Annotated in this window: 14 protein-coding genes; 3 read left to right on the plus strand and 11 right to left on the minus strand. The window is 30.2% G+C overall.

Features of this window, described 5'->3' with window-relative positions; all coding sequences use genetic code 11:
• Positions 1 to 20: 20 nt before the first annotated feature.
• The 9 genes from frr to ABNT65_RS18185 form a co-directional block, all read right to left on the minus strand.
• The gene (gene frr / locus ABNT65_RS18145) at positions 21 to 575 is read right to left on the minus strand and encodes a ribosome recycling factor (protein ID WP_348702665.1); all 555 of its coding nucleotides are present in this window, start codon (positions 573 to 575) and stop codon (positions 21 to 23) included.
• Positions 576 to 635: 60 nt separating this feature from the next.
• Positions 636 to 1,343 (minus strand): UMP kinase, encoded by a 708-nt coding sequence (gene pyrH / locus ABNT65_RS18150; protein ID WP_348702666.1) that lies wholly within the window; start codon positions 1,341 to 1,343, stop codon positions 636 to 638.
• Between the two features lie 193 nt (positions 1,344 to 1,536).
• Entirely contained in the window at positions 1,537 to 2,472 is a 936-nt protein-coding gene (locus ABNT65_RS18155; protein WP_348746520.1) for an IS3 family transposase, read from the minus strand.
• Complete coding sequence (locus ABNT65_RS18160) at positions 2,408 to 2,815, minus strand: helix-turn-helix domain-containing protein (protein WP_348745824.1); 408 nt, start codon at positions 2,813 to 2,815, stop codon at positions 2,408 to 2,410. The genes ABNT65_RS18155 and ABNT65_RS18160 overlap by 65 nt, the downstream gene beginning before the upstream one ends.
• A gap of 106 nt (positions 2,816 to 2,921) precedes the next feature.
• Positions 2,922 to 3,884 carry a translation elongation factor Ts gene (gene tsf / locus ABNT65_RS18165; protein ID WP_348703913.1) on the minus strand — a complete coding sequence of 321 codons (963 nt, stop codon included), beginning with the start codon at positions 3,882 to 3,884 and terminating at the stop codon, positions 2,922 to 2,924.
• Between the two features lie 81 nt (positions 3,885 to 3,965).
• On the minus strand, positions 3,966 to 4,724 hold the full coding sequence (gene rpsB / locus ABNT65_RS18170) for a 30S ribosomal protein S2 (RefSeq protein WP_348703911.1): 759 nt from the start codon (positions 4,722 to 4,724) through the stop codon (positions 3,966 to 3,968).
• Between the two features lie 121 nt (positions 4,725 to 4,845).
• Positions 4,846 to 5,232 (minus strand): 30S ribosomal protein S9, encoded by a 387-nt coding sequence (gene rpsI / locus ABNT65_RS18175; protein WP_348703908.1) that lies wholly within the window; start codon positions 5,230 to 5,232, stop codon positions 4,846 to 4,848.
• A complete protein-coding gene (gene rplM / locus ABNT65_RS18180) occupies positions 5,232 to 5,687 on the minus strand; it encodes a 50S ribosomal protein L13 (RefSeq protein WP_348703905.1) in 456 nt (151 codons plus the stop codon). The genes rpsI and rplM overlap by 1 nt, the downstream gene beginning before the upstream one ends.
• Before the next feature lie 170 nt (positions 5,688 to 5,857).
• Positions 5,858 to 6,706, minus strand: coding sequence for an OmpA family protein (locus ABNT65_RS18185; protein WP_348746521.1), 849 nt, complete (start codon positions 6,704 to 6,706; stop codon positions 5,858 to 5,860).
• Between the two features lie 132 nt (positions 6,707 to 6,838).
• On the opposite strand from ABNT65_RS18185, the gene ABNT65_RS18190 reads away from it, so the two are divergent.
• The 3 genes from ABNT65_RS18190 (at position 6,839) to ABNT65_RS18200 (ending at position 9,261) form a co-directional block, all read left to right on the plus strand.
• Entirely contained in the window at positions 6,839 to 7,831 is a 993-nt protein-coding gene (locus tag ABNT65_RS18190; RefSeq protein ID WP_348746522.1) for an FAD:protein FMN transferase, read from the plus strand.
• A 124-nt stretch (positions 7,832 to 7,955) separates the two neighbouring features.
• Positions 7,956 to 8,441 carry a hypothetical protein gene (locus ABNT65_RS18195; protein ID WP_348746523.1) on the plus strand — a complete coding sequence of 162 codons (486 nt, stop codon included), beginning with the start codon at positions 7,956 to 7,958 and terminating at the stop codon, positions 8,439 to 8,441.
• A 16-nt stretch (positions 8,442 to 8,457) separates the two neighbouring features.
• Positions 8,458 to 9,261 carry a hypothetical protein gene (locus ABNT65_RS18200; RefSeq protein WP_348746524.1) on the plus strand — a complete coding sequence of 268 codons (804 nt, stop codon included), beginning with the start codon at positions 8,458 to 8,460 and terminating at the stop codon, positions 9,259 to 9,261.
• A 141-nt stretch (positions 9,262 to 9,402) separates the two neighbouring features.
• Here the strand turns inward: ABNT65_RS18200 and ABNT65_RS18205 are convergent, their stop codons facing one another.
• Together ABNT65_RS18205 and ABNT65_RS18210 are read right to left on the minus strand one after the other, a co-directional pair.
• Positions 9,403 to 11,589 (minus strand): leucine-rich repeat domain-containing protein, encoded by a 2,187-nt coding sequence (locus tag ABNT65_RS18205; protein WP_348746525.1) that lies wholly within the window; start codon positions 11,587 to 11,589, stop codon positions 9,403 to 9,405.
• A gap of 109 nt (positions 11,590 to 11,698) precedes the next feature.
• Positions 11,699 to 12,316 (minus strand): response regulator transcription factor, encoded by a 618-nt coding sequence (locus ABNT65_RS18210; RefSeq protein ID WP_348746526.1) that lies wholly within the window; start codon positions 12,314 to 12,316, stop codon positions 11,699 to 11,701.
• Between the last annotated feature and the right edge of the window lie 6 nt (positions 12,317 to 12,322).

The following is a 12,322-nucleotide window of genomic DNA, read 5'->3' on the forward strand; positions in this document are numbered from 1 at the left end:
TACTAAGTAAGTTTGGGAAATTATACGGTCATAATTTCCTTTTCTTTTACGGCAAATTTATCATCAATTTGCTTAACAAACTGATCCGTTAAATTTTGAATATCTGCTTCAGAATTTTTCTTCATATCATCAGAAGCGTCTGTTTTTTTAATGTCATTATTAGCTTCCTTTCTAGCATTTCTAACTCCAACCTTAGCATGCTCAGCTTCAGCTTTAGCTTGCTTGGCAAGGTCTCTACGACGTTCTTCAGTTAAAGGAGGTACATTAATAATAATGTTCTCACCATTATTCATTGGATTAAAACCAAGATTAGCAATCATAATTGCTTTTTCTATTTCTTGTAACATGTTTTTTTCCCAAGGCTGAATAGAAATAGTTCTAGCATCTGGTGTATTAACGTTAGCTACTTGGCTTAAAGGAGTTGCTGATCCATAATAATCTACTTGAACATTGGCTAACATAGCAGGAGAGGCTTTACCAGCTCTAATAGTTCTTAGTTCTTTTTCTAAGTGCTCTATAGCTTTATTCATAGCCTCTTTGGCTGTGTCTATAATAAAATCGATCTCTTCGTTCATTTTGTTATTATTTAGGAAACCTCTAAAGTTTATTTATAGAGGCAAAATATTTATTTTTTATTAATTATCAACTACTGTTCCAATTTTTTCTCCAGAAAGAAGCTTTACTAAGTTACCTTTTTTATTCATATCAAAAACAATTATTGGTAATTTATTTTCTTCACTTAAAGTAAATGCTGTCATATCCATTACTTTCAATCCTTTTTCAATAACATCTTTAAAAGTAATATTATTGAATTTAACAGCGTCTTTATCCTTCTCTGGATCAGCTGTATAAATGCCATCAACACGAGTGCCTTTTAAAATAGCATCTGCATTAATTTCAATAGCTCTTAATACAGCAGCAGTATCCGTAGTAAAATAAGGATTTCCAGTACCAGCACCAAAAATTACAACACGCCCTTTTTCTAAATGACGGTTTGCACGTCTTTTAATATAAGGTTCAGCTATTTCTTTAATTTCAATAGCGGTTTGTAAACGAGTTTGTACACCTTCATCTTCCAAGGCACTTTGTAAAGCTAAACCATTAATACAAGTAGCTAACATTCCCATGTGGTCTCCTTGTACTCTATCCATTCCATTTAACTCTCCAGCTACACCTCTAAATATATTTCCACCACCAATAACAATGGCTACTTCTATATTTTTTTCAACTACTTGTTTTATTTCTTGTGCGTATTCTTTTAATCTTTGTGGGTCAATTCCGTATTGGCGATTTCCCATCAAAGCTTCGCCACTTAATTTTAAAAGGATTCTTTTGTATTGCATAATTTTATTGAAAGTTGCGCAAAATTAATGATTTTTTTTGATTTTATTGGCACGGCTATATAATACACTGAGGCTTGTCTTGAAATTAAATTTATTGTATTACTAAATATTTAGTGGGATTGCCCCGAGGTAGTTTACTTTGTGACGTCCTGAATACTCGTTACAATAATTAATATATTAAAGGTAGTAATTTTTAAATTGCTACCTTTAGTTTTTTGTAGCTTTTTCTTTTGACTTTTTTTTGTTGGTGCATTTGATTAGGAGTTAACATTGAATTTGATAAATGAGGTCTTATTTGATTGTAAATATTGATTGCATTTTTAATTAACTTCTTTTTAATTTGTATAGAAACGTCGTATTTATCAATTGCAAATTCTTGTTTAAGAATCCCATTGATTCTTTCAGCTATAGCATTTTCATAAGGATCATATTTTTCAGTCATGCTAGGTTTGATATTATTGATACTTAACATTTTTTGATATTCATTAGAGCAATATTGTAACCCTCTATCTGAATGATGAATAATAGGTTCTTTATTATAATTTCTATTAGAGATTGCCATATCTAGGGCTCTTAAAGAACCTGCTACATTTAAACTATTAGAGACATCATACCCCATTATTTTTTTAGAGTAAGCATCAGTAATTAGCGCTAAATAACATGGGTTTTCTCTCTTTCCAATGTAAGTAATATCACTCACCCATACTTGTTCAGGTCTTACAAATTCTATATTTTTAAGTTGATTTACATGTTTTCTAAATCTATGATGAGAATTTGTAGTTATATGATATTTTTTTCTTGGTAGAATTAATAAATTATTAGCTTTTAATATTTTAAACAACTTATCACGACCAACACCAATTGCTTTTAATTCAGATTTTAAAAGATAAAATAATTTCCTTGTACCTATTCTCGGCATTGATATACGGATAGTATTTACTAAATCAATAACCTTTTTACTAAGCTTTTGTTTCTCTTTATATGAATGAATAGCTCTATAATATACCTGCCTATTCACCCCGAGTAAATCACAGGTAGCTGTTATGCTTTCTTTGGCTTCTTGACTATATTTTTTGATAACTCGGGTACGTGCTTTTTCTGATTGGAATATTAAATTCTTCTTCAGCAATATCAATCATCATATCAAAAATGATGACTTTTTTATCAGCAAGCTCTGCTAAATATTCAGCACGTGCTTTTTGCTTTTCTAAAAGCTTGACTTGTTGCTCTAATTCTAAAATACGCTGTTCAGGTGTTTTTGACATGGTTTGATTTATACTAAAATCGTAATCAAATTTACCATATTTTTTTAACCAAGTACGAATCGTAGATCTTGCTTGAATACCATATTTATCAATCGCTTGAGTTCTGGTTAATAATCCTTGCTCAATCTCTTGAACAACTTGTAGTTTAAAGGACAAACTATAATCCTTTTGGGTTCGCTTTACATAATCTGATTTCCTAGAATCCATAAAATAACTTTTAGTTGTAACGCTATTTTAGGACGGGACACTTTAAGGTATAAAAAAACCATCCAATAAAAATGGATGGTTTTTAAAAAAGATATGTTTTATAAGATTACCCTAAAGTAATTCTAACAAAATTTTGAACTTCAACATCGCCGAATGAATTTACATATTCAGCAACAGTTTTCTTTTCATCTTTGATAAACTTTTGATCTAATAAACATTGTTCTTGATCTAAAGTAGTGTTATCAGAGATAAATCTTTCCATTTTACCTGGTAAGATTTTGTCCCAAATTTGCTCTGGTTTACCTTCAGCTTTTAACTGCTCTTTTGCTGCTTCTTCAGCATTAGCTAAAGCTTCATCAGTTAATTGTAATCTAGATACAAATTGAGGAACGTTCTTTAAAGTTTTTCCTAAACGAACTAACTCTTCATTATCTTTAACGATAGCTGCAATTCTAGCTTCAGTTTCGCTAGCAACGTATGCAGGGTCAAAATCTTTATAAGATAATGTAGTTGCTCCCATAGAAGCAGCTTGCATTGCTAAATCTTTAGTTAAAACGTCTGCTTTATCAACAGCACTGCTTAAACCAACCATAGCAGCAATTTTACCAACGTGTGTATAAGCTCCTACATAAGGTGCTTCAATTCTTTCAAAAGAAGTAATATCGATTTTTTCTCCAATAACTCCAGTTTGCTCGATTAATTTCTCAGCTACAGTAACACCACCAAAATCAGCAGCTAAAAATTCTTCTTTTGTTTTACAAGTAAAAGCAATGTCAACAAATTGAGACGCTAATTGCTTATACGAATCATTTTTTGCAACGAAATCAGTTTCACAAGCTAATACGATAGCAACACCATATGTGTTATCTTCGCTAATTTTAGTAATAGCTACACCTTCGCTAGACTCACGATCTGCTCTTTTAGCAGCGATTTTTTGTCCTTTTTTACGTAAAATTTCAATTGCTTTATCAAAATTACCTTCAGCCTCAACTAATGCATTTTTACAATCCATCATACCAGCACCGGTAGTTTCTCTTAATTTCTTTACATCTGCAGCACTTATTGCCATTTTGTTTGTTGTTTTTAAATTGTGGTTAAAATTAAAACAAAATAAAGGTTCCAATGTAATGAAACCTTTAAATATTTAGATTTATTTAGCTTCTTCTGTTGTAGCAGCTGGAGCTTCTGTATTAGCTTCCTTTTCAGCTTTCGCCTTTTCTTTGTCAGCTTTTCTTTCAGCTAAACCTTCAGCTATAGAATCAGTAACATAAGATAATACTTTGTCAATTGACTTAGAAGCATCATCATTTGCAGGAATTACAAAATCAATCGGTCTTGGATCAGAGTTTGTATCAACCATTGCAAAGATTGGAATGTTTAATTTTTGAGCTTCTGCAACAGCAATGTGTTCTTTTTTAACATCAATTACAAATAAAGCACCAGGTAAACGAGTCATATCAGAAATAGAACCTAAATTCTTTTCTAATTTTTCACGTTGACGGTTAATTTGTAATTTTTCTCTTTTAGATAAAGCATCAAAAGAACCATCTTGCTTCATTCTATCAATAGAAGCCATTTTCTTTACAGCTTTACGGATAGTAACAAAGTTTGTTAACATACCACCTGGCCAACGCTCAGTAATATAAGGCATGTTTACGTTTTTAGCTTTTTCAGCAACGATGTCTTTAGCTTGTTTCTTAGTAGCAACAAATAAAATTTTACGTCCTGAATTAGCTATCTTTTGTAAAGCTTTAGAAGCTTCATCAATTTTAGCAGAAGTTTTATACAAGTCAATGATGTGAACACCATTACGCTCTGTATAAATGTATGGAGCCATGTTAGGGTTCCACTTTCTTGTTAAGTGACCAAAGTGTACGCCACTTTCTAATAATTCTTGAATGTTTGCCATTTTAAAAAAATGTGTTTACGTTCTGTTTTCGCAATACTTCAGTAGTTTTACGTCTGAAATATTTAGATACTAAACTGTTAATAAAAAATTTAATTTTAAAAATAACAGTTCCAATAAACGATTAACGTTTAGAGAACTGGAATTTCTTACGTGCTTTCTTCTGACCGAATTTCTTACGCTCAACCATTCTTGGATCACGAGTTAATAATCCTTCTGGTTTTAAGATAGCTTTGTTTTCTTCGTTAATTGCAACTAATGCTCTAGTGATAGCTAAACGGATAGCTTCAGCTTGACCAGTTACACCTCCACCATATACATTTACTTTTACATCGTATGCCTCTAAGTTTTCAGTTAACATTAAAGGTTGTTGTACTTTATATTGTAAAGTTGGTGTAGTGAAATAGTTTTTAAACTCTCTTTTGTTGACAGTGATGTTTCCACTTCCTTGTGAAACATAAACACGAGCAACAGCTGTTTTTCTTCTACCTATTTTGTGTACAGTTTCCATTATTTAAGATCGTTAAGGTTAATAGCTTTTGGGCTTTGAGCTTCTTGTTGGTGCTCACCACCAGCATAAACATATAAATTTCTGAATAAAGCGCTACCTAATTTATTTTTTGGTAACATTCCTTTTACTGCTTTTTCGATAATCCTTGTTGGATCTTTCTCGAATAATTCAGTAGCAGTAAGCGATCTTTGTCCTCCTGGGTAACCTGTGTGACGGATGTATGACTTATCTGTCCACTTTTTACCTGTTAAATTGATTTTTTCAGCGTTGATAATTACAACGTTGTCTCCACAATCTACGTGAGGAGTGAAATTTGGCTTGTACTTACCTCTAATAAGTTTTGCAACTTTAGAAGCTAGACGACCTAATGTTTGCCCGTCCGCATCAACTAAAACCCACTCTTTGTTTACGGTAGCTTTGTTAGCTGATACTGTTTTGTAACTTAATGTGTTCATAATTACACGATTAGTTTTTGTCAAATGATTAATATTAATTTTTTCCTTTTAAAAAGGACTGCAAAAGTACAATTATTTATTGTATTGACAAATAGTAGGTTAGTTTAATTTAAATAAAAAAGGAATTACGATTAAGTAACTCCTTTTTAGAATGTTATGTTTTGAAAAAATTATTCTACTTTTTGATCTAATAAATCAAAGAATTGATTTAAACGTGGTAGAATAATAATTTTAGTACGTCTGTTTTTAGCTCTATTAGCAGGTGAGTTATTTTCTACTAATGGAATAAAACTACTTCTACCAGCGGCAATTAATCTACTTGGAGCCACTTTATATTTATTTTGTAATTCACGCACTATAGCTGTAGAACGTTTAACACTTAAGTCCCAGTTATCTTTTAAAGCAGATTTGCTACCTACAGGCGTATCATCAGTATGTCCTTCAATCATTACATCCATTTCAGGCTGTCCGTTAACAACTGTTGCTACTTTTTCTAAAACTTTAGAGGCTTTTTCATTAATAGTATAGCTTCCACTCTTGAATAATAATTTATCAGAGATAGATATAAATACTACTGTTTTTTCAACATTTACCTCAATATCTTCATCATCAATTCCATCTTGTAATTCCTTTTTTAAGTGAAAAGCTACTACTAAATTTAAAGAATCTTTTTTAGAAGCAGCTGCTCTAATTTTGTTGATATATTTGTCCTTTTTGCTTAACTGTGCTAATGTTTCTTTAATATTGTCATTGGCTCCTTTTGTTAAAACAGTTAAATCACCAACTTGTTTTAAAGTTTCTTTTTTGTCTTTACGTAAATCATCAACTGTAGTTTGTAATAAAGCTGATTTTTCTTGATAGCGCTCCTTTTCAACTAAACATTTGGTTAAGTTTGTTTTAGTGGCTAATAACTCTTCTTTGGTTTTTTCGTGTTTAGCTTTTAAGGCTTCCATTTCTTTTGAAGAAGAACAAGAAGCAATTAATATAGCTAAAGCGAATAGTAAAAATCCTTTTTTCATGTTATAAATAAATTTATTCTGATTGAAAAATATAAGCAAATTTATAAAAATGAGAATAGATAAAAGATAATTAACAATCTTTTATGATGAAGTAATCTATTATTTTTGCCCAAGAATATTGAAATACTAAACATGAAGAAGCTAATTTTTGTAAGTTTAATAGGAATATTGTTGTTTGTTAACTGTAAGCTTGATAAAGAGAATGAGTCCGAAAAAAAACGAGATGAAATAACAAAATTACAAGGAGGTGTATTTGGTACAACATACCATATTAAGTATTTAGATAGTATAAATTACCAGTCTTCTATAGATAGTTTGTTTACTTTAATAAATCATTCGCTGTCAACATATATACCTACATCAGATATTTCTAGAATTAACAAGGGAGACTCTACGGTTGTGGTAGATGATTTTTTTGTAGAGGTTTTTAAGAAAGCAAAACGAATTTATAATGAAACAGACGGATATTTTGATCCTACTATTGGCAAGTTGATAGATGCTTATGGTTTTGGGTCGGGGAAAGAGCAAAAGAGTTTAACTGAATATCAAATAAAGGGGTTAATGACTGGAGTAGGGTTTGAAAAGGTGAGGCTTGAAGAACGAAAAGTTTACAGAGCACACCCTAATATCGAATTTAATGTAAATGCTTTTGCAAAAGGATATGGATTAGATATAATAGGTAGATTTTTAGAAAAAAAAGGCATTTCAAATTATTTGATAGAGATTGGAGGAGAAATTCGTGCTAGAGGAAGTAAAAAAGGAAAGCTTTGGAAAGTAGCTATTGAAAAGCCGAATACGGATGGAACTAGATCTATTCAGAAAATTATTGAATTAGATAATGAGTCTATGGCAACTTCTGGTAATTATAGGAAGTATAAAATAAATGCCAATGGAGAAAAAGTTGTACATACAATAAATCCTAAAACTGGATTAGCGCAAGAAAGTAATTTGTTAAGTGTTTCTGTACGATTAAAAGGAGATTGTGCTGATGTGGATGCTTATGCTACAGCTTTTTTAGCTATGGGGTTAGATAGAACGAAAGCTTTTTTGAAAAATCACCCAGAATTGAAAGTGGTATTGTTATATGTAGATGAAGATGGAGAGTTAAAAGAACTTATTATTTAATAGTTGTTTAAAGAATAATTTTTGAGGTTTATATTAAAGAAATTAAATACAGGAAAAATCCTTATTAATTAGTTAACATAAAAAGAAATATAGGTGGTATTTTTATAGGATAATAAAATATGTTATGTCTGTAAAACTATCTATTGTGTTGTTTTTGTTGTCATTAACACTATATGGTCAAACTAATGAAGAAATAGCTGGGGTTTATTTTAAAAAAGCCCAAAAAGCTATTGAAGCTATTGATTATAAGTTGGCAAAAGCTAACTTTGATAAAGGTGTTAGTAAACTAGATACTATTTCGAATGCTAATATAGCAGAGTTAGGTACATTTATCTATTACGAGCTAAAAGGCTTTCAAAAGGCAAAATACTACGCCAAACAATTTTTTACTTTATTTAAAAACAAGTCCACTGATCGTTATGATCAGATGTTAGAATTGTATGTAGAGATAGAAGAAGAGGTTTTAAAAAAAGAGGAAGAAGAAAAAAAGTTGTTGGAGGAAAAGCTAAGGAAAGAAAAAGAGTTAAGAAGGATTGACTCTCTAAAAAAATGTTTGGAAAAAGAAAGAAGAAAAATTCACTCTACATTTAGATACTATTTTTTCGTTTAATAGTTATGGTGTTGCATTGTATAAAAAAGATGGGTGGCTTGGTGTAATTGATGATAATGGAGAAAGATTAGTGGAAGAAAAAAATTACAAAGATGCTGTGTTTTTTGAAGGGTATTTGTTGTTAAAAAATAGAGTAAAAGAACCGTCGAAGATCAAAGTTCTCAAGCTGCAAACAAAAGAAGATTTTTTACTGCCTAAGCCTTCAGTATTTTTTGATGATTTTGATAATTATGGTGTAGTTACAATGCCTAGAGGCAATGGTAATTTGGTTATGTATATGGGTAAGGTTTTAAAAACACTTATTTATGATTTGGAAGAAAGAAAGAAAATAAAAGCAGATGATATTGAAGGGTATTTAAAAAAGTTAAAAAAGAACGATAAAATAGATAGGTTTGACGATGAAGATGGTAAATGGTCAGTGAAAATAAATAAAGAATGGTATGTGTTAGGAGAGGCTTTAGGAGGTGGTGTGTATTCATTGTATAAAGAAAAAGAAAAGAATGAAAACGAATCTTTTTTTGGTTATATGTTTACTGAGAATAAAGAGGAAAAAGCCAAGCTATTAGCGGTTTCTCAAACGGGTTTTTTAAGCAGCTTTTATAAAAGAGCGTTAAGAAGTTTTGGTAGGGAAGAAGGTGATATTTGGTATTCGGAAAAAGGGAAAGAGAAAAAATATGAGGAGGAGAATGAAGGTTATAAAGGGAAAACGAAAATAAAAAGGTTAGATAAAAAAAGATATCAATTAATTAAAGAAGGTAAAGTTTTTATTAAAGAAAAAACTTTAGAAAAAATAGAAGACTTTCTTAAGAGGAATAAATAATGTTAATTAAAAAGGGGTGTAAATATTTTTTACACATAAAAAAGTTATAAGTAAAAACCCAAGCGAATAAGCTTGGGTTTAGTTTGTTATATTTATCCCCCTTTTAAAAAATATAACGTCTAAAAACTATCGTCGGAGTTTTTAATTTTTAATGAATTTTTTCACGCCAGTTTTCCCAGATTGAGTTTGTAAAGTCAATAGGTAAATTCCGTTAGGAAGATTTTCTGTTTTTAATAATTTGGTTTTTCCTTCATAAACTTTCTTACCTATTAAGTTATGAATACTAATTTTGGTAATTGTTTCGTTTGTATTTATTAATAAATTTTTATGTACTGGATTAGGGTAAATTGAAAAGCTATTAAAAGCTATATTATCAGTAGATGCTGTAGTACAATTCTCACTATAGCTAGCACTTGCATCTTTTCTTGGCCAGTTTGAATTACTATAGGCTACGTTATCTACTTGAATACAGGTTAAATTCGGGTTTGAGGTAGCGTTAAAGTCGGTAAGGATAGAGTTTTTACCGTTTTTAAGATTTAAATTTGTTAACTGGTTATTGTAAATTAATAAACTCTTCAGTTTAATATTCTTACTAACATCTAAATTAGAAATCTTATTATCATAAATATGAAGCCTTTCTAGTTTGGTGTTTTGAGAAACATCTATAGTGTTTAATGAGTTTCCTCTAATACTGAAATTAGTTAACTCTTGATTGTTTGATATGTCAATATTGCTAAATTGATTTAAGCTTAAACTAAGTACTTTTAGATTCGTGTTTTGACTTAAATCAATTTCTGATAATTGATTACTCCATAATTTTAGATTGGTAAGATTGGTGTTTTTAGTTAAATCAATTGAAGATAAATTATTTTGTGTAGCATCCAAAACGGAAAGGCTGTTTAATCCATCAAGATTTTTAAGCGTTGTTAAATCATTGTTTTTAATATAAATAGAATTTAAAGAGGTGTTACTACCAAAATTAATTTCAGTAATTTTATTGTTTTCAGCAGTTAAAACCTTTAATGAGGTATTGTTGATAATTTCTAAATTGGTCAAATTGTTATTTCTTATCATTAAATCCCATAGTTTTAAGTTGTTTCTTAAGTCAATGGAGGTTAATTGGTTTTCGTTGAGAAGGAGTTCTCTTAGTTCTGTGTTTTTTGATAAATTAATTGTAGATAGTTTGTTGCTTGAGGCGTCTAAGTATGATAATGCAGTAAAATCTTCAATTCCTGTTAAGTCATTAATTTCCTTGTGTTTTATATCTAAGTCGGTTAGTTTACTAATGTTTTCAGTAGGCACATAATCATCTAGCTCACCAGAATCATGCCCTAAGTCAATTAATGCTTGTTCAAAGTTATCGTCAGGTACATACGTTTTTGGAGTACAATCAATATTAAAGCTTGCTGTAGGGTCTTTGATTCCGTTATTCCAAACAGCGCTATTGTTGTTTAAGATGTTTAAATTGTCTATTTGAATGCACTTTAAATTTGGATTGTTTTTTGCGCTGAACCCTTGAAAAACACCATTAAAACCATTACTCACATTAAGGAAAGATAAATTATTTCCATTAATAAATAAAACACGCATATTAGTATGTGAACTAATGTCTAAACTTGTCAGTTGGTTGTTTTGTAGGTATAAGTTTTCTAAACTTTTATTGGTGCTAATATCAATACTTGATATTTGATTAGTATATGCAATTAGTTTTTGTAGCTTTTTGTTATTACTAGTATTTATTGAGGTCAATAAGTTGTTGGGAACTTGTAAATCTTCAAGTTCAGTTAGTAAGCTTAGGTCTATAGAGGTCAGCTTATTATCCGATAAGTTTAGGCTTTTAAAAGGAATGTGATTTACAGGAAAAGCAAGTTGTACTTCGGTTAATTTGTTAATTGAAGCATCTAGTGTTTCCAAAGCATCTAAGGGTGCTACATTTAAGCTAGTTAATTTGTTGTTTTGTAAAAAAACATTGGTTAATCCTAGTTTTCCAAATTTAATCGAAGTTAATTGATTGTAAGGAGCTGATAACAATTTTAAGGAATAATGTATAGTAAGCTCTAAGTTGGTTAAGTTATTGTTACTACAACGTAATATCTTAATATTTTTAAAAGCGTTTATACCAGTTAAGTCATTAATGTTTTTATTGGTAACATTAATTTCGGTAACAACTTCTGCTTCGGTAATTTGTATTTCACCATCCTTGTTAGTGTCAATTAAAGGATTATGATTTAATAAAGCGTTTTTAAAGTTAGCATCTGGGATGTTAACTATTTGAGAAAATGTTGTAGCCGACAAAAATAAAACTACTAAAAAAGTAATTTTTTTCATAATTATATGTATTTACAAATGAGTTAATTATTGCGGGCAAAATTAGACGCTATACCAAAGCAAAAAACCACCCGAATAGGGTGGTTTTTTTGTGCTGGTGTTTTTGTTGTTATTTATAAGGAGTACCATACTTATCTATAATTTCTTGTTTACTATTTACTTGTAGCTTATCATAAATATGCTTTGCATGACCTTTAACAGTGTTCAAAGAAATAAAAAGTTCTTTAGCAATAGATGGGTAACTTTTACCTTTAGCTAATAGTTGTAAAACATCATTTTCTCGATTCGTGAGTTTTTTTTCAACGGGCGTTGCGTTGAATGATTCAACTACTTTTCTTGCAATTTTAGCACTCATTGGTGCACCTCCATTTTTTGCTTGTTCTAAAGAATTGATTAAGCTTGTAGGGTCTAGGTTCTTAACTAAATAACCAATAGCACCAGCGCACAATGCGTCAAATATAAACTCAGAGTCTTCATGAACAGTGATAACAACTACAATTAATTCAGGATGCATTTTTTTTAGATTTTTAAGTCCTTGAATACCATTGATGCCTGGTAGTTGAATGTCAGTAATTAGAATTGTTGTTTGAGTAATGTCAAAATCTGAAGGGATACTCTCATAAGAGGTGTAAGCTCCTGTTACCTTGTATTCTTCTTGTAAGTTTATAAGCTCTGTAAATGAGTTTAACAAGGTAAGATTGTCTTCTATTATTAATACGTTTGTCAAAGCTTT

It is taken from the genome of Tenacibaculum sp. 190524A02b (assembly GCF_964036645.1).
GTDB classification, from domain to species: Bacteria; Bacteroidota; Bacteroidia; order Flavobacteriales; family Flavobacteriaceae; genus Polaribacter; species Polaribacter vairaonense.